At 64.3% G+C, this 19,893-nt stretch carries 22 protein-coding genes and 1 pseudogene; 10 read left to right on the forward strand and 13 right to left on the reverse strand.

Annotated elements, in window-relative coordinates:
* The 4 genes from WAQ08_RS18350 to WAQ08_RS18365 all read left to right on the forward strand — a co-directional run.
* On the forward strand, positions 1 to 469 hold a 469-nt coding region (locus WAQ08_RS18350), incomplete at its 5' end, for a DNA-3-methyladenine glycosylase family protein (RefSeq protein WP_422193611.1).
* Positions 466 to 984, forward strand: coding sequence for a methylated-DNA--[protein]-cysteine S-methyltransferase (locus WAQ08_RS18355; RefSeq protein ID WP_422193612.1), 519 nt, complete (start codon positions 466 to 468; stop codon positions 982 to 984). The genes WAQ08_RS18350 and WAQ08_RS18355, both read left to right, overlap by 4 nt.
* Before the next feature lie 66 nt (positions 985 to 1,050).
* Complete coding sequence (locus WAQ08_RS18360; RefSeq protein WP_422193614.1) at positions 1,051 to 1,443, forward strand: LysR substrate-binding domain-containing protein; 393 nt, start codon at positions 1,051 to 1,053, stop codon at positions 1,441 to 1,443.
* Positions 1,409 to 1,648, forward strand: a complete 240-nt coding sequence (locus tag WAQ08_RS18365; protein ID WP_422193616.1) for a hypothetical protein — start codon at positions 1,409 to 1,411, stop codon at positions 1,646 to 1,648. The genes WAQ08_RS18360 and WAQ08_RS18365 overlap by 35 nt, the downstream gene beginning before the upstream one ends.
* 41 nt (positions 1,649 to 1,689) lie before the next feature.
* Here the strand turns inward: WAQ08_RS18365 and WAQ08_RS18370 are convergent, their stop codons facing one another.
* The 8 genes and pseudogenes from WAQ08_RS18370 to WAQ08_RS18405 form a co-directional block, all read right to left on the reverse strand.
* Positions 1,690 to 3,150 (reverse strand): aldehyde dehydrogenase family protein, encoded by a 1,461-nt coding sequence (locus tag WAQ08_RS18370; RefSeq protein ID WP_422193617.1) that lies wholly within the window; start codon positions 3,148 to 3,150, stop codon positions 1,690 to 1,692.
* Between the two features lie 99 nt (positions 3,151 to 3,249).
* Positions 3,250 to 4,167: a helix-turn-helix domain-containing protein gene (locus WAQ08_RS18375; RefSeq protein WP_422193618.1), complete on the reverse strand. Its 918-nt coding sequence runs from the start codon at positions 4,165 to 4,167 to the stop codon at positions 3,250 to 3,252.
* Positions 4,168 to 4,720: 553 nt separating this feature from the next.
* Positions 4,721 to 4,852, reverse strand: coding sequence for a hypothetical protein (locus WAQ08_RS18380; protein ID WP_422193683.1), 132 nt, complete (start codon positions 4,850 to 4,852; stop codon positions 4,721 to 4,723).
* 88 nt (positions 4,853 to 4,940) lie between these two features.
* Positions 4,941 to 5,132, reverse strand: a pseudogene (locus WAQ08_RS18385) (ArsR/SmtB family transcription factor); the annotation flags it as partial.
* A 5-nt stretch (positions 5,133 to 5,137) separates the two neighbouring features.
* Positions 5,138 to 5,482 carry an antibiotic biosynthesis monooxygenase family protein gene (locus WAQ08_RS18390; protein WP_422193620.1) on the reverse strand — a complete coding sequence of 115 codons (345 nt, stop codon included), beginning with the start codon at positions 5,480 to 5,482 and terminating at the stop codon, positions 5,138 to 5,140.
* Positions 5,479 to 5,817 (reverse strand): NIPSNAP family protein, encoded by a 339-nt coding sequence (locus WAQ08_RS18395; RefSeq protein ID WP_422193621.1) that lies wholly within the window; start codon positions 5,815 to 5,817, stop codon positions 5,479 to 5,481. Before WAQ08_RS18395 ends, WAQ08_RS18390 begins: the two co-directional genes overlap by 4 nt.
* 271 nt (positions 5,818 to 6,088) lie before the next feature.
* The gene (locus WAQ08_RS18400; RefSeq protein WP_422193622.1) at positions 6,089 to 6,469 is read right to left on the reverse strand and encodes a hypothetical protein; all 381 of its coding nucleotides are present in this window, start codon (positions 6,467 to 6,469) and stop codon (positions 6,089 to 6,091) included.
* 74 nt (positions 6,470 to 6,543) lie between these two features.
* Positions 6,544 to 7,437: an AraC family transcriptional regulator gene (locus WAQ08_RS18405; RefSeq protein ID WP_422193624.1), complete on the reverse strand. Its 894-nt coding sequence runs from the start codon at positions 7,435 to 7,437 to the stop codon at positions 6,544 to 6,546.
* 64 nt (positions 7,438 to 7,501) lie between these two features.
* Here WAQ08_RS18405 and WAQ08_RS18410 point away from each other — a divergent pair, with 64 nt between their 5' ends.
* Both WAQ08_RS18410 and WAQ08_RS18415 read left to right on the forward strand, forming a co-directional pair.
* Entirely contained in the window at positions 7,502 to 8,749 is a 1,248-nt protein-coding gene (locus WAQ08_RS18410) for an MFS transporter (protein ID WP_422193625.1), read from the forward strand.
* A 155-nt stretch (positions 8,750 to 8,904) separates the two neighbouring features.
* Positions 8,905 to 9,492, forward strand: a complete 588-nt coding sequence (locus WAQ08_RS18415) for a hypothetical protein (protein ID WP_422193627.1) — start codon at positions 8,905 to 8,907, stop codon at positions 9,490 to 9,492.
* On the opposite strand, the gene WAQ08_RS18420 is transcribed toward WAQ08_RS18415, so the two are convergent.
* Positions 9,475 to 10,089, reverse strand: a complete 615-nt coding sequence (locus WAQ08_RS18420) for an ATP-dependent Clp protease proteolytic subunit (RefSeq protein ID WP_422193628.1) — start codon at positions 10,087 to 10,089, stop codon at positions 9,475 to 9,477. The two genes, WAQ08_RS18415 and WAQ08_RS18420, sit on opposite strands and share 18 nt — an antisense overlap.
* A gap of 113 nt (positions 10,090 to 10,202) precedes the next feature.
* Here WAQ08_RS18420 and WAQ08_RS18425 point away from each other — a divergent pair, with 113 nt between their 5' ends.
* From WAQ08_RS18425 to WAQ08_RS18440, 4 genes are all read left to right on the forward strand, one after another.
* Positions 10,203 to 11,021 carry a sigma-70 family RNA polymerase sigma factor gene (locus WAQ08_RS18425; RefSeq protein ID WP_422193630.1) on the forward strand — a complete coding sequence of 273 codons (819 nt, stop codon included), beginning with the start codon at positions 10,203 to 10,205 and terminating at the stop codon, positions 11,019 to 11,021.
* 163 nt (positions 11,022 to 11,184) lie between these two features.
* Positions 11,185 to 12,372: an acetyl-CoA C-acyltransferase gene (locus tag WAQ08_RS18430; protein ID WP_422193680.1), complete on the forward strand. Its 1,188-nt coding sequence runs from the start codon at positions 11,185 to 11,187 to the stop codon at positions 12,370 to 12,372.
* Positions 12,373 to 12,416: 44 nt separating this feature from the next.
* Positions 12,417 to 12,704, forward strand: coding sequence for a putative quinol monooxygenase (locus WAQ08_RS18435; protein ID WP_422193631.1), 288 nt, complete (start codon positions 12,417 to 12,419; stop codon positions 12,702 to 12,704).
* Between the two features lie 171 nt (positions 12,705 to 12,875).
* Positions 12,876 to 13,385, forward strand: a complete 510-nt coding sequence (locus tag WAQ08_RS18440; RefSeq protein ID WP_422193633.1) for a DUF6538 domain-containing protein — start codon at positions 12,876 to 12,878, stop codon at positions 13,383 to 13,385.
* Between the two features lie 109 nt (positions 13,386 to 13,494).
* Here the strand turns inward: WAQ08_RS18440 and WAQ08_RS18445 are convergent, their stop codons facing one another.
* From WAQ08_RS18445 to WAQ08_RS18460, 4 genes are all read right to left on the reverse strand, one after another.
* Positions 13,495 to 13,782: a hypothetical protein gene (locus WAQ08_RS18445; RefSeq protein WP_422193635.1), complete on the reverse strand. Its 288-nt coding sequence runs from the start codon at positions 13,780 to 13,782 to the stop codon at positions 13,495 to 13,497.
* A gap of 153 nt (positions 13,783 to 13,935) precedes the next feature.
* Positions 13,936 to 17,109, reverse strand: a complete 3,174-nt coding sequence (locus WAQ08_RS18450; RefSeq protein WP_422193637.1) for an efflux RND transporter permease subunit — start codon at positions 17,107 to 17,109, stop codon at positions 13,936 to 13,938.
* 14 nt (positions 17,110 to 17,123) lie between these two features.
* On the reverse strand, positions 17,124 to 18,425 hold the full coding sequence (locus WAQ08_RS18455) for an efflux RND transporter periplasmic adaptor subunit (RefSeq protein WP_422193639.1): 1,302 nt from the start codon (positions 18,423 to 18,425) through the stop codon (positions 17,124 to 17,126).
* A 7-nt stretch (positions 18,426 to 18,432) separates the two neighbouring features.
* Entirely contained in the window at positions 18,433 to 19,809 is a 1,377-nt protein-coding gene (locus WAQ08_RS18460; RefSeq protein WP_422193641.1) for a TolC family protein, read from the reverse strand.
* Between the last annotated feature and the right edge of the window lie 84 nt (positions 19,810 to 19,893).

Raw genomic sequence — 19,893 nt, forward strand, 5'->3', positions numbered from 1 at the left:
GGGCGAGCCACTGCCCACGCCGTTTGCGGCGCTCACCCACCTGTTCCCCACGGCGCGGCGTGTGGCCGATGCCTCCGCAGACGAGATCGGCTCGCTGGGCATCGTGCGCCAGCGCGTGGGCGCGATCCAGGCGCTGGCCCGCGAGGTGGCCGACGGTCGGCTGGACCTGGGCCCCGCAGCCGATGTCGAGGCCACCATGGCCCAGTTGGAAGCGCTGCCCGGCATCGGCCGCTGGACGGCCCGCTACATCGCGCTGCGCGCCCTGGGCTGGCCCGATGCCTGGCCCAGTGGCGACATCGCTCTGCACAAGGCCCTGGGCGTGAGCAAGGCCGCCCAGGCCGATGCCATCGCCGAAGCCTGGAGCCCTTGGCGGGGCTACGCCACCCTGCATCTCTGGCGCCGCCTCAGCGAAGGCCTGCCAACCCCACCATCACCATCGACACCACCCGCGACAGGAGCACGATCATGAGCAGCACACTCCACGCCTGGACCACCCATGCCACGCCCCTGGGCCCGATGATCCTGGCCGCGCACGATGCCGGCCTACAGGGCGCCTGGTTCGAAGGACAGCGCCATTTCAGCGGGCCACGGGCCGACTGGGTGAACACACCGAACCACCCGCTGCTGCGCCAGGCGGGCCAGCAACTCGATGCCTGGTTCGCCCGCGAACTCACGCACTTCGAGCTGCCCCTGGCACCCGTGGGCACAGCCTTCCAGCAAGCCGTATGGCAGGCCCTGGCCCGCATCGATTTCGGCGTGACGCAGGCCTACGGGCAGGTGGCCCAGGCCATCGGGCGGCCATCGGCCTCCCGCGCGGTGGGCGCAGCCACGGGGCGCAACCCCTGGTCCATCATCGTGCCCTGTCACCGCCTGCTGGGCCACGGTGGCGCGCTCACCGGCTATGCCGGCGGGCTGGACCGCAAGGAGGCGCTGCTGGCCTTCGAGCGCAGCGACAGCCTGCCCATCGTGCGCCGCGCGGCTTGAAGCGGGCGCATCAGCGCTGGCGAAAACTCACGGTCGTTGCGTCCGTTTGAAACCTGCTTCTCGCCGGTGCTCCACGAGTTCTGTCGGCGCTATCCCGCCGTACACCCCGAGGTCCAGCTGGACGACGGCAAAAGCGACTGGGTGCTCGACCGGGTCGATGTGGGCTTCCGTGTCGGCGCGAGCACCGACGAGGGCGTCATCGCGCGCAGGCTCTTCCCGGTTCAACTCACCATCTGTGCGGCGCCAGGCTATCTGGCGCGCCATGGTGTGCCGCGCACGCTGGCGGATCTGTCCGCGCACCGTTGCAGCGCCTTCCGCCACCGGGCAGGTGCTGCCCTGGTACCTGCACATCGACGGCGAGCTGGTGCACCGGCATGTCTCGCCCACGCTGTCCACCAACGACACCGATCTGGAGATCCAGGCCGTGCTGGCCGGCCAGGTGGTCGGGCAACTGGCTAACTTCTGTGTGGCCAGCCACATCCGCGAAGGGCGGCTGGCGCCCATCCTGCCGGAGCACATGACCGACCACATCGGCCTGCGCGCGTTCATCGACCTGGCGATCGAGATGCTGCTCGATACGCCGCAGCATGTACTGACGCGCACGGAGCTGCAGGTGGCGGGTGCGACCTGGGCGCGGCGCAAGACCAGGCCATCGCCAGACTGAAAAGCCAACGGCGCGAACAGGACCACGCCGCACGGCCTCGGTCAAAAGGGCAACTGCCGCTCGCCGAGCTGGATGGTGATCCATTTCAGCTCGGTCATGTCTGCCACGGAGTAGCGCCCGTTCTCCTTGCCATGCCCGCTGTCCTTGAACCCGCCGAAGGGCGCGTTGGGGTCATCATCAAAGCTGTTGTCGTTGATGTGCACGGCACCCGCGTTCATGCGCAGCGCGAACTGGAAGGCATTCTGCAGGTCATTGGTCACGATGCCCGATGACAGGCCGTAGGACGTGTCATTGGCCAGGCGCACGGCGTCTTCAAAATCGTCGGCACGGTAGATGGCGGCCAGCGGGCCGAAGCTCTCTTCCGCATAGCACGCCATGCCCGGCGCCACGTTGGCCAGCACCGCGGGAGCCATCACATTGCCATCGACCTGGCCGCCCACCAGCAGCTTGGCACCCTTGCCCACGGCATCGGCGATGTGGCTCTGCACGAACTCGACCTGGCGCCCGCTGATCAGCGGGCCGACGGCGGTCGTGGGGATGGAAGGATCGCCATAAGGGATCTCGGCCACCTTGGCGGCAAAACGCTTGCAGAACTCGTCGTAGATCGGTGCCTCGACGATGATCCGGCTGTTGGCCATGCAGACTTGGCCCTGGTTGAAGTAGATGCCGAACGCGGCGGAGCGCACGGCGTAGTCCATGTCGGCATCCTTGAGGATCACGATGGGGCTCTTGCCGCCCAGCTCCAGCACTAGCTTCTTGCGATGACGGCCCGCCAGATCACTCAGCAAGAAGCCCACCTTGGCCGAGCCCGTGAAGGTGACCAGGGCGATGCGCGGATCGGAGAAAAGCTTCTCGCCCAGGGCCTCATCGGTGGTCGGCAACACGGCCAGCACGCCAGGCGGCAGGCCTGCTTCTTCCAGGATCTCGGCGAACAGCAGGGCCGTGAGCGGCGTGTAGGGCGAAGGCTTGAGGATGAAGGCGTTGCCCGCCGCCAGTGCCGGCGCCAGCTTCTTGCCATTGAGCAGCAGCGGCGCGTTGAACGGCCCGATGCCGGCCACCACGCCCAGGGGCGAGCGGATGGTCATCGAGATGCGGTTCGGTGAATCGGAAGGCATGGTCTCGCCGCGCACATCGCGCACCTGGCCGGCGGCGATGCGGAAGGTGCTGATGATGTAGTCGCACTCGAACATGGCCTTGCCGAAGACGTTGCCGCCTTCCTGGATCAGCACCCTGGCGATCTCATCGCGGCGGCGCTCGACGATGTCGGCCGCCTTGAGCAGCACCGCTTCACGCTGCGCAGGCAGCAAGGCCGCCCATTGCTTCTGCGCGGGCACAGCCAGCTCGATGGCTTTGTCGATGTCGCTGGAAGTGGCCAGGCGCACGTTGGCCACGGGCTTCTTCGTGTACGGATCGACCACCGTGTACAGCGGCTGATCCGCCGACTCCCAGGGGCGGCCGTTGATGTAGGGGTGGTAGGTCTTGAGGGAGGCGTCGTGTGTCATGGATGAATCCGCTGTGGTGTGGGTTGCGGATTCAGTCTGACCGTGGGAGCGTGGTGCCGTCTTGCACCTCTGCGCAGGGGGCTTGTCGATCCGTGCAAATCAACGCGAGGCACGGTCCCTGGTGGCGGAGGGCGATTCGCCGAACAGCTTCTTGTAGGTGCGGCTGAAATGCGCCGCGTCACTGAACCCCATGTGCAAGGCCAGGCTGGTGAGGTTGACAGGCTGCGTCATCAACAACTGCTGCGCATGGCGCAGCCGTGCCTCCTGGATGGCACGCGCCGGTGCCTCGTTGGCCACGGCAAAGGCGGCGTACAACGTGCGTCGGGACACGCACAAGGCACTGGCGATCATGGTCGGGCACAGCGCCGGATCATGCAGCATGCGCTCGATGTAGCGCCTGGCCTTGTCGAGCAGTTGCTGATGGTGATCCGTGGCGGGCACGCCCTCCATCACCAGCTCGGCGCCCCCCAGGCATTGGCCCACGCCATGAGCCAGTGCATTGACAGTGCGGTGCGACAGCGTCAACTCGGAAGCCAGCGCCGCGCGCACGAACTGACGCGACAGCAGCGCCACATCGTCCATCACCTGTGGGCTGGGTTTGCCAGCAACCATCGGCCCCAGCAGCGCGCGGTCACACACCATGGTGATGAACGATGTGCGCGTGGTCGACAGAAAACGATAGGGCTGGTCGACGTCATAGACCGCCCATTGCCCGGGCTGCAAGCGCCAGCTCCAGTCACCTTGCTCGAACTCGGCCTCACCCTCGTCGATCCACAGCACCTTGCTCATGCCGCTTTGCATCGCGGCCTTGTTGCCACGGCTCACGGTGGCCACATGCGGATCAATGGTCACCGCGCCGATGCTGAGCCCGGGGCCTCGCTTGAACGCCAGGCTGGCGCGGAACCCGTCATGCTCTCGGGGCTCGATACTGAAAGGAAAGAACTCCTGCCGCACGGACGACATCAGATCACCGACCTTCACGAGCGGTGCAGCAGGCTGGTGTTCATGCTTGACCATGGGGGGGGCTGGTGATCACAGTCCTTCGCCAGCATCGTGTCGTCAAACCATGTGGCTTGACTATCCGTTTCTCGCTGCATGTGAGCCCTGGGTAACTTCTTGGGTTTGGACTCCTTCTTGGTGGGTTGAGCAATCCCTGACTGACTTGCTTCATGTTCTTGCGTCACGCATTAACTTGACATCATCATGCAAGACTCGCGCCCTGCGATCAGGTTTTGCAGCCCGTCCTTAGCTGGCCGGCGTATCGCCAACGTCGAAAGTCTGCTCTACCCCAACTCAGGTGGCATTCTTGTCCAAAAGAGTTAGCAGTTCCCGTTGGCCACGAACGGTGACCTCCACAGTACGGCCATCTCTGCGTCGCAACCAGCCCATTTCTGTGAAATGCTGGTACATCTCATCTGCAAGTTGGCCTGCGAGGTGATCGCGGCGTTCTGACCAATCCAGACAACGTAGGCAAAGCGACGCCGACTACTGGGTGGACTTGGACTCATCCCCAACCCATCGAGCCACGCCCTACCCGAGTCAGTAAGATCGAAGCCTGAGGGCGTCAATCTCAGATGTGCTCCGAGCTGGAGTGCATCAAAGATCGAAACTCCGAGCTTGCCTGCCAGATGCCCGTAACAGCATCGCGCAAGGCGTAGGCGAACTCGCTCTGGGTGTGCCCACGCGCGATCATGCTCTTCACGTTCAGCCACCAAGGCTAGCGCTTCGAGCGCATGCGCCACGTCGGCGTCGGCTAAGCGGTAGTACCTGTGGCGCCCCTTTGGCTCACAGACGACAAACTTTGCGTCCATCAACTTACCCAGATGCCCACTGGCCGTGGCAGGCGTCACTGAAGCTGCCTTTGCCAGTTCGCTCGCGCTGGCGTATTCGCCGGAAAGCAGGTAGGTCAACATCCGAGACCGGGTAGGGTCTGCCACGATGGCTGCCACACGGGCCAGGCGAGGTTCATGGGGGGTATTCATGCATGTCAGATTAGCGTGCTTCGAGAGTCTGGCGCCGCCGCTTCGCAGTCAAGCAACCCGTAGTCGCGAACAATCGTTGCAACCCGCAATCGGTAGCCGGCAAAGATATCGCGACGGCCTTCTTGTTGGGCTTGACGGTGCGTGCCACGACAACGCCAACTGCGCACCGCAGCGTCATCGCGCCAGAAGCTCAAGGACAAGAATCGCCCGGGTTTTGCAAGGCTCTCGAAACGCTCTACCGATATAAAGCCGTCAATGGACTCCAGGTCGGCTTTGAGTTCGGCTGCGAGTTCAAAGTAGCGAGGCGCGGCACCAGGGTAAGGGTCTACTTCAAAAATAACCGCGATCATGGCGTCACCTGCCGTGCTACATCGCGCGTCGCGCCGACATCTTCAAGCCAAGTTCGCTCCTCGCGGAGGATGAAGCGTAGAGACTGCGCCAGCTCGAAGTTGCTCCGCCCATCGGCGTCGTCCTTGAGCACCGAGCGGTAGCGCTCGTAAGCCGCCATATCATCGAAACCAATCAGGCCCCAGGCCACGTCGTTGCTGCCTTCGTGAGGCAGGAAATAGCCGATGAGGTTGCCGCCACAACGGGGAATGATTCGCCCCCATGTTTCGGCGTACCGCTTGAAGGCTTCGCGCTGGAATGGGTCGATCTGGTAGCGGATGAAACAGGTCACAGTCATGATGTGCGCTCAAGGTTGCTTGAATCGAGAACGAATGTGCAACACATGACGGTACGAATGTTTCGGCGAAGACCGAAGTGTTGTGAGGCTTGGAAGCTCACAACGTCAGCAGCACCACCTCGGACACCTCGCCCTCGCTTACCACCGGCACTGCCACCAGGGCACCATCGGCCAGGGCTTCGACACACGGCGTACCGCTCAGGTAGGCCTTGCCGACGGGGCTGTGGCCCCCACCCAGGCCAGCGTTGTATCACCCATGGGGCCTTTGGCCTCATCGAACCCGAAGGCGCGCCGCAGTGTGTTCGGCGCATCTCCCGGCAACCAGCCCTCCACCCGCTGCGCCACTGGTGTGCGAGAAGATGAGAGCAAGGTCACCACGCACAAACACCGGCAGCGCAATCGCACTGCTCAGCCGCGCGGCGCGCGCCGCCTCGGCCCGCAGGCAAGGCAGGCCATGCAACTGCTTGAGCAGCATGGGCCGGCCCTGCTGCCAGACCAGGCCGGGCAGCCCCTCGCCCAGCTTGAAGCGCATGCCCTGGCTGCTGGTGCAAAAGCCTTGCGCTTCGGGCCCGGCCACGGCTGCACCATGGGTGCGCACGGTGTGGCCGGCATCGGGCAGCCAGACCTTGGCGACGCGGATGAATGTCTTCATGGCGGGGACCTCTCGTTCTCAGGCAAGGCCTGTGAACGCGGCAAGATCCGCGCCAAGTCTTGCGCGCCGCGCGCCTACTGCCCCAGCGCGAAGAAGCGGCTGGGCGGCATGCCCACCGAACGGGTCACCATGGCGGTGAACGCGCTGGCACTGGCATAGCCCAATTCGGCCGCGATGTGGCTCATGGGCCGCTTGCGCGCCGACAGCGACAGGGCCTTGGCCAGCAGCACCTGCTGGCGCCACTGCACGAAGCTCGTCTGCAGCTCATCGCGGAACAGGCGTGCCACGGTGCGCGGGCTGGCGCCCACCTCGGCGGCCCAGCCGGCCAGCGTGGTGTGGCGCCCAGGATCGTTCAGCACGGCCTCGCACAGGGCGCGCAGGCGCTTGTCCGCCGGCAGGGCCACGCCCAGGGGCACCGGCTTGGCCTGGCGCATCTCATCGAGGATCAGGGCCGCCAGGCAGCGCTCGCGCTCGCCTGGCTTGCCCTCAGGGAACTGGCCGGACGCATCGCGCCCTGGCGCCGGCACCCGGGCCAGCTCCAGCACCAGCTCGCGCATCAGGGCAGTCACCTCCAGCACCCGGCACTCGCGCCACACGGCCTGCTGGGCGGCAGGCACCTGCGGGCCCACCTCGCCCCCCTGCTGGTGGACATACACCGTGCGCATGTCGGCATCTTCCAGCACCGTGACCGCATGCACCACGTGCGGCGGAATCCACACCGCCCGCGAGGGCGGCACGATGAAGGTGCTGCGCCCCGCCGTGATGCGCGCCACGCCCGTGGCCGAAAACGCCAGCTGCCCCCAGGCGTGGCTGTGCGGCTCCACCTGCAGATCGGCCGTGATCACGCGCGCCTTGGCGCGCACGGGCCGCCCCATGCTGGGGCCGTAGCGCTGCGGATCCAGCGGCGGAATGGTGCGCCGCCCGGGTGCAGCCGGCGTCGACACGGTAGATGGCGCGCGTTTTGGCATGATCTCGACAGAAATTGTCGATCTATCGTAACCCGGACAAGCGCCCCGCGCCTACAGTGCGGGCATGAACACGACCACCCTTGGCACCCCGGCGCCCGTCAGCGCCCGGCAGGACGCCACCACCATCGGCCTGATCGGGCTGGCACACGGCACCTCGCACTTCAACCACATGCTGCTGCCGCCGCTGTTCCCGCTGTTCATCCGGGATTTCGGGCTGAGCTATTCGGAGCTGGGTCTGCTGGTGTCGGTGTTCTTCGTGATCTCGGGCGTGGGCCAGGCCATGGCCGGCTTCCTGGTGGACCGCGTGGGCGCGCGTCCGGTGCTGTTCACGGCGCTGGGCCTGTTCGTGTGCGCCGCGCTGGCGGCCGCCACGGCGCAGGGCTACCCAGGCCTGATGCTGGCCGCCGCGCTGGCCGGGCTGGGCAATGCGCCCTTTCACCCCGTGGACTTCACCATCCTGAACAAGCGCGTGTCGGCACCGCGCCTGGGCCATGCCTTCTCGGTACACGGCATCACGGGCAACCTGGGCTGGGCCTCGGCCCCGATATTCCTGATCGGGGTGACGGGCTGGGCCGGCGGCCAATGGCGCACGGCCTACCTGGCCGCCGCGCTGGTGTCGCTGGCGGTGCTGGTGCTCCTGGTGCTCAACCGCGATGCCATCGATGATCGGCCAGGCCAGTGGGACAGTGCGGCCAAACCCGGCGCGCAGGCCACGCCCACGCATGAGGAGCACCCGATGGCCTTCCTGAAGCTGCCGTCGGTGTGGCTGTGCTTCTCGTTTTTCTTCTGGACCACGGCCGCGCTGAGCGCCATCCAGAGCTTTTCCAGCCCGGCACTGATGCGCATGTATGGCCTGCCCGAGTCGGTCACGGCCTTCGTGGTGACGGGCTACATGCTGTGCGGCGCGGCCGGCATGGTGATCGGCGGCTTCCTGGTGGCACGTGTGGCCAGGCTGGAGCGCACCATCGCGATTGCCATGGCCCTGGCGGCCGGCTTGCTGCTGCTCACGGCCACGGGCTGGCTGCCTGGCTATATCGCGGCCGGTGCCGCCGCGCTGGCTGGTTTCGGCACGGGCCTGGCCGGGCCTTCACGCGACATGCTGATCAAGCGCGCCGCGCCCCCGGGCGCGACCGGCCGGGTCTACGGCACGGTGTACTCCGGGCTGGACGTGGGCTTTGCCGTGGCCGCGCCGGTGTTCGGCTTCATGCTGGACCATGGGCAGGCAAGCGGTGTGTTCTACGGCTCATCGCTGGCGCTGGTGCTGGGCATCGCCTCCGCGGCGCTGGTGGGCTTGCGGGTCAACAAGCGCTAAGGCGCGAACCCACGCTGTAGGCCGCAACCTACAGCACTTTCGGCACACGCTGCCGTGGCGATCAAGGGCTGTCCGACGTTGAAACCGATGCGCGCTTCCTAAACTGCCATGGCCCTGTCGGCAATGCCGCCGGGGCCTTCAGAAGGAGCATCGGCATGTCCCACCATATCCCTGCAGCACCGAACCCTCCCCGTGGCGCGAGCTTGCGCGCCATCGGCCTCATGGCCGCCGCGTTGAGTGCCGCGACAGCCTTTGCGGTCGAGTCCTTCGCGGGCAACACCGCTGCATCCAGCTATGAGCGCGAACGCGCGGCGTGCATGGATGGCAGTTCACAGCAGGACCGCGCCACATGCCTGAAGGAAGCCGGCGCCGCCAGGGACGAGTCACGGCGTGGCCAGCTGGGCGCCAGCACCAAGGCGGGTGACACGGAGGTCAACGCCACCGCGCGCTGCAACGCACTGCCCGCCAAGGACAGGGATGACTGCATCGCCCGCATCAACGGCGCCGGGACCACGAGTGGCAGCGTGAAGGAAGGCGGGATCTACCGCGAACTGGTGACCCGGACACCCGCCCCATCGACCGCCTCGCAGGAGTGGGGCGTGGGGCGTGGGGCGCCGCAACGTATCCCATGGCCGATGCTCGCCCGCTCAGCGCGCATGCCCGACGGAAAACGCCTCAAGGCCTTGGTCGACAGCACCACCATCACATCACGCCAGGCCTTCTGGTCAACGAGCGCTGCCTGACGCGCTGAGTTCACTCTTGCGCTCAATGATCCGCGACACCAGCCCATAGGCCACGGCCTCCTCGGCCGACAACCACCGATCCCGCGCGATGTCGGCCAGCACCACCTCCAGCGCCTTGCCCGTCTCCCGTGCGATGGTGCGGGCGATGCGCTCGCGGGCCTTGACGATCTCCTGCGCCTGGATCGCGATGTCGCTGGCCGGCCCGCCTGCGCCGCCGCTGGGCTGGTGGATCAGGAAGCGCGTGTTGGGCAGGCAGTAGCGCCGCTCATGCGGCACCGACAGGTACAGGTGCGTGGCGGCGCTGCCCACCCAGCCGGTGCCGATCATGTTCACGGGCGCGGCGATGAAACGCACCACATCGTGGATCGTGTCGCCCGATTCGAGGTGGCCGCCCGGCGAGCTCACCAGCACGTCGATCGGGTCGCTGCTCTCGGCATCGAGCGCGATCAGGCGGCGCGTCACATCCGCGGCCATCACATCCGTGACGGTGCCGAAGATCAGCAGGGTGCGTGCCTTGAAAGCCTTCTCCTCCAGGTAGGAGGTGCGCGGCTCGGTGGCGCTGGAGGGTGTTGCGGTGGGAGTATCAGGGGTGTCCATGGTGGTCATTGCTCGTCATGCCTCGTGTGTGAACCAGATGCCAGCCTTGACGAACGAGGCGCCGCTTTCGTGACACCGCCCCTGCAAAAAGGGCCTGTGGCATGCTGCGCAGGATGCACGACGAACGCCGCCTGGCCCTGCTCAACGCCGACCACCGCCGCCTGGTACGGGCCGCTGCCCGCCTGCTGGGCCCCGCCGAGGCCGAAGACGCCGTGCAGGACGCCTACGTGCGCGCGCTGGAAGCCACCCAGGCGCACGCGCTCAACGCCGCCCAGGCCTGGCTGCTCACCGTGGTGCGCAACCTGGCCGTCGACCGCCTGCGGCGGCGTCAATGGATGCAGCAATGGCTGGTGGACACCACCGCTGGTGACACGGCCCTGACATCGCCCTCCGCGGAATCGGATGCCGCACTGGCCGAGGATGCCGCCCATGCCTTGCGTCTGATCGCTGCCTACCTCAGCCTGGCCGATGGCGCGGCCCTGTTGCTGCACGAAGTGTTCGATGCCAGCCATGCCGAGATCGCCCAGGCCAGCGGCCGCTCCGAAGCCGGCAGCCGCCAGCAGTTGCGGCGCGCCCTGCTCAGGCTGCGGCAAGCGGTTGATACCAAGCCCCGTGAACCTGGCGCCGAACCCGACACCACCGAGGACATGGCTTTTCGGCTGTACCTGCAAGCCCTGCAGCGGCGCGATCCGCACACCCTGTGGGCCATGCTGCGCCACCCGCCGATCAGTGCATCGGCCACAGCCCGCACTACGCACACCGTGGCCGCCAGCGAATCAGCCTCGGTGCCGCCCCTCACCACCAGCGTCGTCACCCAGATGGGTGGCCAACTGGGCCTGGTCCTCACCCTGGACGGCGTCACGCTCTGCGTGGTCCCCCTGGGTGTGCTGACGAACCGCGCCGAACACGCCCAGGATACCGCCCTGCGGTAGAAGTCCATCTGCACGCACCGCCCTGCGGAAAAGCCTCCCACCAGCCCGGCTGATTGACCTAGGATGGCTTCGCACGCTCCGCGCCACGCAGGTGGCGGGGCGTGTCCCGCTGAGCAAACCGAAGCGCCCAGCGCTCCACCCCAAGCCAACGCAAAAGGCCATCATCACGAGAGAAGCCGTCATCGTTTCGACCGCCCGTTCGCCCATCGGCCGGGCCTTCAAGGGCGCCTTGAACCACATCAAGTCCCCCACGCTCATGGCGCATGCGCTGTCGCACGCGGCCTCGCGCGCCGGCCTGGAGGGTGGCGAGATCGAGGACGTGGTGGTGGGCGCCGTGCTCACCGCAGGCACAGCCGGCGGCAACCTGGCGCGCACCGCCTTGCTGGCAGCGGGCTTCCCGGTCGAGGTGTCGGGCCAGACCATGGACCGCCAGTGCGCCTCGGGCCTGATGGCCATTGCCACGGCCGCCAAGCAGATCATCGTCGATGGCATGGACATCACGGTGGCCGGCGGCCAGGACAACATCAGCGGCCTGCAGCAGCGCTACTTCGAGTGGGTGGGGCGCGAGCGGGATCCCAACGTGATCGCCCACGCCAGCGAGGCCTACATGCCCATGCTGCAGACGGCGGAGTTCGTCGCCAAGAAGTACGGCATCTCGCGCGAGGCTCAGGACCGCTACTCGCTCGAATCGCAAAAGCGCACAGCCGCTGCCCAGCAGGCCGGCCTGTTCAAGGATGAGATCGTGCCCATCCAGGCCCGGATGGCCGTGCGCGCCAAGGGCTCGGACGAGGTCACCTTTCAAGATGTGCTGTTGTCGCAGGACGAAGGCAACCGCCCCGACACCACGTATGAAGGCCTGGCCGGCCTCAAGCCCGTGATCGACGGTGGCGTGATCACGGCCGGCAACGCCAGCCAGCTGTCCGACGGCGCCAGCGCCAGCGTGCTGATGGAGCGCGCCACGGCCGAGAAGCGCGGCCTGCAGGTGCTGGGCATCTACAAGGGCATGAGCGTGGCCGGCTGCGCACCGGAAGAAATGGGCATCGGCCCCGTGTACGCCATCCCCAAGCTGCTCAAGCAGCATGGCCTGAAGGTGCAAGACATCGACCTGTGGGAGCTCAACGAAGCCTTCGCCGTGCAGACCCGGTACTGCCGCGACACCTTGGGCATCGACCCGGCCAAGTACAACGTGAATGGCGGCGCCATCAGCATCGGCCACCCCTACGGCATGAGCGGCGCGCGCATGGTGGGCCATGCCCTGCTGGAAGGGCGCCGCCGCAAGGCCAAGCACGTGGTGGTCAGCATGTGCATCGGTGGCGGCATGGGCGCTGCGGCCTTGTTCGAAGTCGCCTGATCCGACCCGGCCCCACAACACCACCGCACAGAAAGGACCCCACCATGGTCGGCATCGTTGCCACAATCAAAGTCAAGGACGACCAGCAGGCCGCGTTCGAAGAAGTCGCCAACCAGCTCGTGGCCGCCTCGCGGGCAGAGCCTGGATGCCTGGAGTACACGCTCTGGCGCACGGCGGACAGCACCGTGTACGTGTTCGTCGAACGCTACCAGTCGCCCGAGGCCATCGAGGCGCACAAGAAGTCGGACCACTTCCGCCAGCTGGGGCCCCAGATGGCGCCCTTCCTGGAGGCCGCGCCCGAGCTGAAGATGCTGGTCAGCCCGACGAGCTGATCGCTCACAGCCCCCAAAGCAAAAAAGGCGCTTGTGGCGCTCAGATCCGATGCGTCTCACCTGGGGCGTCGGCTCTAGATATCGATGAATAAAGGGTGAAGCTCCCATTGACCTTCCCACAATCCTTCCCACAAACCCCACTCTCATGCGGGGCCGTGGGACAATCAGGACGTGCCGAAGTTGTCAAAGAAAACACCCTATCTCGTCATCAAAGGCGGTCGGTTCTACTTCCGCATCCGAATTCCCGATGACATTCACCAAGCCTTCGGGAAGAAGGAACACACGGAAGCCCTCGCGGACATCAACCGGGCTCAAGCCGATGTCCGCGCTGCCCAGCTTGGAGCGCACTGGCAGGCGAATTTTCTAGAGGAGCGGCACCGACAAGGCCGCGCCCTCAGTCCGCCAGTTCCCTCCCCAGAAGCCGCCAGGATCTACCGCACGGCCACCCTGGACGAAGTCAAGGCCGTCGCGGCCACAGTCGCCCATCGCATGCTGGCCGAAGATGAGGAACTGCGCATCGAAGGCCTGCCCTGGTGGCGTGACCTGGAGGAGTCCCCAGAGTTTGGCATGGGGCAACCCTTCGGCGCCGTCGTTGCCGATGCGGTGGCAGGCAGGAACCTTGCGGGCCTTAAGGAACGCGCGGAGGAGAACCTAAGCGTGTTGATTTCCATCTCGAAGTGACCCAGCCACCCCGGTGATTTCCATCCAAATCTGACCCACGTATCAAGCCTAGCCTGCTGTTTTTACGGCAGGAGCACAAGCGTAAAACTACTTTTGTGACACAGTAAGATTAGCGCGGCTTTCGCGGCTTTCTCTTCTTTTGGCGCACGCCCGCCGGCGAGCCTTTAACCTTGGTCGAATCAGAGAGAAAAGCCTCCGATGTCACCTGCTTCTTTCCACTGCTGCGACGCTTGAACTGGCTTTGTAGCCGCTGGGCGTACTTCGGCTTCTTGGGTTCTGGCGGCAATGGCGGACGGCGTGATATCCACCAAGCGAAGATCAGGATACCGATGACGAGGATCAGCGCATTGCACGCGGCAAATACGGCCTCATCCAAGTGAGACAACGAAGGCAACATTGCGACGCTCCAAGGCAGAGCCCGAGCGTCCTGAAGGACGCTCAGATGTTGTACGTCGGATCAGCACCGAAGCTCGTTCGGGCGACCGCGGAACTGCGGGCGCCCTAGAGAGCCGAGAGCCGGCCCCATTTGCGGTGCCGGCATATACCCGCGTTATGCAGTAGCCTCGATTGGTGTGCTCGCTCGCTTGGCCTCGTCGTTGCGATGGATAAGCCAGTACAAGACAGGCAAGACGAGCAAGGTCAATATCGTCGACGAGATGATCCCGCCAATGACGACCGTTGCGAGGGGGCGCTGCACTTCGGCACCCGTACCTGTGGCCAGGGCCATGGGCACGAACCCGAGCGATGCCACCATGGCGGTCATCAGAACCGGACGAAGTCGCGTCAGAGCCCCTTCGAGCACCGCGTCATAGAGTGACTTGCCTTCCTCACGCAAGCTTCGGATGAAGGAAATCATCACCAGCCCGTTGAGCACGGCCACGCCAGACAGTGCAATGAATCCGACTGCAGCCGAGATCGACAGGGGTATTCCTCGCATCCAGAGGGCCAGTACGCCGCCTGTGAGGGCAAACGGAACCCCTGTGAAAACGACCAGACCATCCTTGACGTTGTTGAACATCATGAACAACAGCAGGAACACCAGAGCAAGCGCCACCGGGACCACGATCTGCAGGCGTTGCGTGGCCGACAAGAGGTTTTCGAAAGTCCCGCCCCATTGAATCCAGTAGCCGGGGGGCATCTTCAGCTGCTTGTTCACTGCATCCTGAGCCGTCAAGACAAACGAACCCAGGTCGGTACCCCGCACGTTTGCCGTAACAACAACGCGACGCTTGCCGTTTTCCCGACTGATCTGATTCGGGCCAGGGGCCAGCTTCAGCTCGGCGACTTCGGACAGCGGGATGTAGCGAACGCTGGCTGCTCCGCCCGCCGCAGCCTGCGCTGGGATGGGGATCGGCAAGCGGCTCACTGCGTCCAGGTCGCCACGCAGTGTCTCGGGCAATCGGACCACGATGTCAAAACGACGGTCCCCTTCGAACATCGTGCCCGCCTCTTTGCCGCCCAGCGCCGTCGCCAGGGTCTCCTGGACATCCCCAGCATTCAGGCCATACCTGGCCGCGCGTGCGCGGTCAATAGCTACGGTCAGCATGGGCAAACCAGTGGTTTGCTCAACCTTGACCTCCGCAGCACCCTTGATGCCTTGGAGTGTCGCAGCGATCTTTGCCGCCTCCGCATTGAGCACGTCCATGTCGTCGCCAAACACCTTGACGGCAACGTCACTGCGAACCCCGGAAATGAGCTCGTTGAAGCGCAACTGGATCGGTTGAGAGAACTCGTAGGCGTTGCCCGGCATTTTCTCGACTTCTTTCTGGACAGCAGTCACCAGCTCTTCACGCGTCTTGCGGGGCTTGGGCCACTCGTCGATGGGCTTGAGCATCACATATGCGTCCGAGATGTTCGGCGGCATGGGGTCGGAGGCCACCTCGGCCGTACCGGTCCGTGCAAACACGCGGTCGATTTCCGGGAACTTGGCTTTCAGCGTCGTTTCGATCTGCTTTTGCATCTCAACCGACTGAGAAAGGCTCGTCGCAGGCACCCGCAAGGCCTGCATGGCGAAGTCGCCTTCGTTCAGGTTGGGGATGAATTCACTGCCCATCTTGGAGCCGACAACCGCCGAGATCGAGAGGATGGCGATGGCACTGGCTACGACCACTGGCACGTTGCGCAGAGCCTTCTTGAGCATGGGCTCGTACAGACGCTTGGTGGCCGTGACAAGGCGGTTCTCTTTTTCATCGACCTTGCGACCGATGAACAGGGCGACCGCAGCAGGCACGAAGGTCACAGACAGGATCATCGCGCCAATGAGCGCTGCAACCACCGTGAAAGCCATCGGATGGAACATTTTGCCTTCTACACCGCTGAGGGCAAAGATGGGCAGGTAGACCACCATGATGATGATCTGACCGAAGATCAGCGGGCGGCGAGCTTCCTGAGCCGCGGCGAAAACCTCCTCGAACCGCTCCTTTAATGTCAGCTCTCGGCCATGATGAGCCTGAGCGTGAGCCAGACGGCGTACACAGTTCTCGACGATCACAACCGCACCATCGACGATGATCCCGAAGTCCAGTGCGCCAAGGCTCATCAGGTTCGCACTGACGCCTCGGTTGACCATGCCCGTGAAGGTGAACAACATGGACAGGGGGATCACCATCGCGGTGATGATGGCCGCCCGGATGTTGCCGAGGAACAAGAACAGCACCACGATCACGAGAATGGCACCCTCGACCAGATTCTTGCGAACCGTGGCGATGGCCTTGTCGACGAGGTTGGTGCGGTCATACACCGTGATGGCGTGAATGCCTTCCGGCAAGGAGCGGTTGATTTCAACCATCTTCTCGGAAACAGCCTTAGAAACGGCGCGGCTGTTCTCTCCGATCAGCATGAAAACGGTGCCCAGAACGACCTCGCGTCCGTTGTCCGTAGCCGCACCGGTGCGGAGTTCCTTGCCCACCCCTACCGTGGCTACGTCACCGATGCGGACAACCTGTCCGTTGACGCTCTTGACCACGATATTGGAGATGTCCTGGGGGCTGCTCACCTGACCAGGGGCACGAACGAGGTACTGTTCACCACGCTTCTCGATGTAGCCAGCGCCCACGTTGGCATTGTTCAGATCGATGGCCTTGATGAGTTCCGCCAGGCTGAGCCCGAGGGAAGACAGTTTGGCGGGATCTGGTGCAACCAGGTACTCCTTCGAGTAGCCACCAATCGAGTTGATCTCAGTCACGCCCGGAACGTTGCGCAGTTGGGGCTTGATGATCCAATCCTGGATTTCGCGGAGGTCTGTCGGCGTATAGGGTGTTCCGTCAGGCTTCTTGGCATCTTCCTTGGACTCCACCGTCCAGAGGAAGATTTCCCCCAGGCCCGTGGAGATTGGCCCCATTTCCGGGCTGACGCCAGCGGGGAGGCGTTCCCGAGCTTGAGCCAGGCGCTCTGCGACGAGTTGGCGGGCGAAGTAGACGTCGGTTCCGTCCTTGAAGATCACCGTGACCTGGGAGAGACCGTAGCGCGAGATCGAGCGGGTCTGGACAAGCTTCGGCAAGCCCGACATCACCGTCTCCACCGGGTAGGTGACACGCTGCTCTGTTTCAAGTGGCGAATAGCCTGACGCAGACGTGTTGATCTGGACCTGGACATTGGTGATGTCCGGAACAGCGTCGATGGGCAGCTTGGTGTAGCTGAAGACGCCGATGGCAGCCATGCCCAGCACGGCCAGCAAGACAAGCCATCGCTGTTCGATGGCGAATTTGATGATGCGTTCAAACATGTTGATCTCCCGCATCAATGGCCGTGCTCGGCGCTGCCCTTGCCGAGCTCAGCCTTGAGGACGAAACTGTTCTCGGTGGCGTAGTCAGCACCTGCAGCCAACCCGGACAACACTTCGGAGTAGGTGCCATCCGAACGGCCAAGTTTCACGACTTGGGCTTTGAAGCCCTCGGGCGTGCGCACGAACACACTGAGTTTGTCCTCGACGGTCTGCAGAGCATCGTTGCGGATCACCAGGGGAACCTGGCTGCGCTCGCTCAGCACATTGACGGCGACAAAGAGGCCAGGACGCCACGCTCCGGCGGGGTTTGTCATGGTGATGCGTGCCGTGGCTGTACGGGTGGATGCACCAAGCAGAGAACCCACATAGTTCACCGTGCCGGTGACGACCTGATCAGAACCAGTGGCCTTGACGCTCGCTGTCGCACCAACCTGAACCTTCTCGATGTCTTTGGCTGGCACGTAGAACTCGACCCAAACCTTGGACATGTCGGAGATCACAAAGATCTTTGCGTCGCTGGCAACGGTTTCGCCCAGTGCTATCGCTTTCTCAACGACGGTCCCGTCAAACGGAGCACGAATCTCGAAGCGACTCAGGCCCTCTGCACTCGCCGTGGTGCCGGCGCCCAGGGCGGAAAGTCGCTGCTCGGCATTGCGCTGTTCGATCTCTGCTTCCCGCAACTGCTGTTGCGCGATGAGGTAGTCCTGCTGCGCTGAGATCTTCTGTTCCCAAAGGCTCTTCTCGCGCTGGTACGTCGCTCGTGCGGCAGAAGCCCGTTCACGCGCAGCGAGCAACGCAGCGCGCTGTGCAGACAGGTCTGGGCTGGAGATAACCGCCAGCACCTCACCCTTTTTGACACGTTGCCCCAGATCCGCCTTGACCAGCTCGACAACGCCGGCCATGCGAGGCACGACCTGTGCCGTCCGATCAGCGTCGAACTTGGCTTCGCCTTGGAACTCTGCACCGGACATGACGGTACCGGCCTGAGCCTTCTCCACTTTGATGCGGCTCTGTTTGATTTGCTCGTCAGTCAGTTTGACGGCCTCCTCTTCCCCTTCTTCTCCTTGATCACCATGGTCGCCGTGACCGTCTCCGCCCGCCGAGGCTTTTTCTTCGGCCGTGGCCTGAGCTTGACCTTCTTTGCCTGCCTCGGGCTTGGCGGGTGCTTCGTTATGGTGCTCCTTGTCGTCGTGCCCTTCGGCTTCCGAATGGCTGGGGGTGTTGGACGCTGTCCCGCCAAACATCCAGACGGCGGTACCTGCGGCGATGGTGATGGCGGCGATGGCCGCAACGATGATTTTTTGTTGGTTGTTCATTGCAAACTCACTTTTGCGTCGCGCTAGACGTGTTGATCGGTGCCGTGCCGTTGCTCGCGCCGACCTGGCTTGCCACCGAAGCACCAAGCAGCGCCTCAAGGTCAGCCGCAGCCTTCTGTGCATCCGACAAGGCCTTCAGGTGTTGGGAGCGGGCTTGAAACAAGGTTCGTTGGGCATCCAGAACGTCGAGGAAGCCAAATTTGCCCAACGCGAAGCCTTGAGTGGCCGCTTCATAGGTTCTGCTTGCATCTGGAAGCAGCTTTTCCTCGGCAAGGAACACCTGGCGCCGAGCGGTTTCAAGCTGGCCAGCAGCGACCTGTACGTCGGTCATCAGGCGCATTTGCCTGCTGCGAGCGTCATCTCTTGCTTGGTCCGCACGGGCGATGGCCTCACGAAGGTTGCCTTGGTTGCGGTCGAACACTGGCAGAGGGATTGAGACCCCCAGGAGCGTCTGATTGCGCCCCATCTCGTTGTTGCGCTGCATGCCAACACCCACCGTGACATCGGGCACGGCACGGCTACGCTCGACTTCGACCAATGCGTCTCGACGCTTGACTTCAAGCTCTGACTGAACCGTCTCCGGTGCAGTCGTCATGTAGCGGGTGAGCTCGGAAGGGGTTGGGGCCTGGTCAGGCGCTCTCAACTCCCCCGCGGGTTGGGGCAGCTGCTCAGGGGCAATGCCCAGCATCGCACCCAGGCGAGATTTGGCTGCCACAAGATCCTGCTGAGCCTGCGCCGTCTCCAGGCCGACCCCGGACAGGGCCAAGCGTGCACGGGTCTCTTCAACCGGAGAAACCTTGCCTGCCGCAACACGCTTGGACGCAGCATCGACAGCTGCTTGAGCAAGCTCTTCAGATTGCCGAGCCAGATCCATGCGCGACTGGGCGGCCAGCAGGTCCCAGAAGCCAGTGCGGACCGAGGCCCGGATCTGAACGACACGGCCCTGAACTTGCGCGCGGTTCAGATCTTCCATCAGCTGGGCGGCTTTGACACGGCTGGAGCGCTTACCGCCCAACTCGATCAACTGGCTCAACTGATAAGCGGTCGTCCTGGTCGTCTTGCGTGTGTCTTCAACAGACATCGACAGAGACGGATTTGGCAAGACGCCAGCCTGTTGCGTAGCGCCGAGTGCAGCCTCTACCTCGCGGCGTGCCACGGATAAGTCAGGGTGTCGGTTGAGCGCCAGGTCTATCGCCTGCTCCAGCGTCAGCGTCGGTGCCGATCCCGCAGAAGCAGCACCCGGTATCGACTGTGGCGCGCCTGGCGGCGTAGAGGCCTGAGCCCAACTGAGCGTGGGCAAAGCAATGGCCAGTGCGATCAGGCCGGGAACAAAGGAACGCGTATGCGTGCCGGCATTGCGCCGCACGCCCCGAGGGCATTTCATCGAATTCTCCAGTGGAAGTTGGATGCAATTCGACGAGGGACAATGCACCTACTGTGGTGCACCCCGGTAATACAGCAAGGGGAG

The sequence above is a fragment of the Aquabacterium sp. genome, assembly GCF_049274795.1.
Taxonomy (GTDB): Bacteria; Pseudomonadota; Gammaproteobacteria; order Burkholderiales; family Burkholderiaceae_C; genus Aquabacterium.

What these genes read in the sequence shown, in the direction of transcription:
- WAQ08_RS18395 (WP_422193621.1), bottom strand. Translation starts at nt 5,817, where the DNA reads ATGACTGTGACCTGTTTCATCCGCTACCAGATCGACCCATTCCAGCGC.
- WAQ08_RS18445 (WP_422193635.1), bottom strand. Translation starts at nt 13,782, where the DNA reads ATGTTGCCTTCGTTGTCTCACTTGGATGAGGCCGTATTTGCCGCGTGC.
- WAQ08_RS18460 (WP_422193641.1), bottom strand. Translation starts at nt 19,809, where the DNA reads ATGAAATGCCCTCGGGGCGTGCGGCGCAATGCCGGCACGCATACGCGT.
- WAQ08_RS18355 (WP_422193612.1), top strand. Translation starts at nt 466, where the DNA reads ATGAGCAGCACACTCCACGCCTGGACCACCCATGCCACGCCCCTGGGC.
- WAQ08_RS18450 (WP_422193637.1), bottom strand. Translation starts at nt 17,109, where the DNA reads ATGTTTGAACGCATCATCAAATTCGCCATCGAACAGCGATGGCTTGTC.
- WAQ08_RS18390 (WP_422193620.1), bottom strand. Translation starts at nt 5,482, where the DNA reads ATGATCGCGGTTATTTTTGAAGTAGACCCTTACCCTGGTGCCGCGCCT.
- WAQ08_RS18375 (WP_422193618.1), bottom strand. Translation starts at nt 4,167, where the DNA reads ATGGTCAAGCATGAACACCAGCCTGCTGCACCGCTCGTGAAGGTCGGT.
- WAQ08_RS18405 (WP_422193624.1), bottom strand. Translation starts at nt 7,437, where the DNA reads ATGCCAAAACGCGCGCCATCTACCGTGTCGACGCCGGCTGCACCCGGG.
- WAQ08_RS18425 (WP_422193630.1), top strand. Translation starts at nt 10,203, where the DNA reads ATGCACGACGAACGCCGCCTGGCCCTGCTCAACGCCGACCACCGCCGC.
- WAQ08_RS18435 (WP_422193631.1), top strand. Translation starts at nt 12,417, where the DNA reads ATGGTCGGCATCGTTGCCACAATCAAAGTCAAGGACGACCAGCAGGCC.
- WAQ08_RS18370 (WP_422193617.1), bottom strand. Translation starts at nt 3,150, where the DNA reads ATGACACACGACGCCTCCCTCAAGACCTACCACCCCTACATCAACGGC.
- WAQ08_RS18400 (WP_422193622.1), bottom strand. Translation starts at nt 6,469, where the DNA reads ATGAAGACATTCATCCGCGTCGCCAAGGTCTGGCTGCCCGATGCCGGC.
- WAQ08_RS18415 (WP_422193627.1), top strand. Translation starts at nt 8,905, where the DNA reads ATGTCCCACCATATCCCTGCAGCACCGAACCCTCCCCGTGGCGCGAGC.
- WAQ08_RS18410 (WP_422193625.1), top strand. Translation starts at nt 7,502, where the DNA reads ATGAACACGACCACCCTTGGCACCCCGGCGCCCGTCAGCGCCCGGCAG.
- WAQ08_RS18420 (WP_422193628.1), bottom strand. Translation starts at nt 10,089, where the DNA reads ATGGACACCCCTGATACTCCCACCGCAACACCCTCCAGCGCCACCGAG.
- WAQ08_RS18455 (WP_422193639.1), bottom strand. Translation starts at nt 18,425, where the DNA reads ATGAACAACCAACAAAAAATCATCGTTGCGGCCATCGCCGCCATCACC.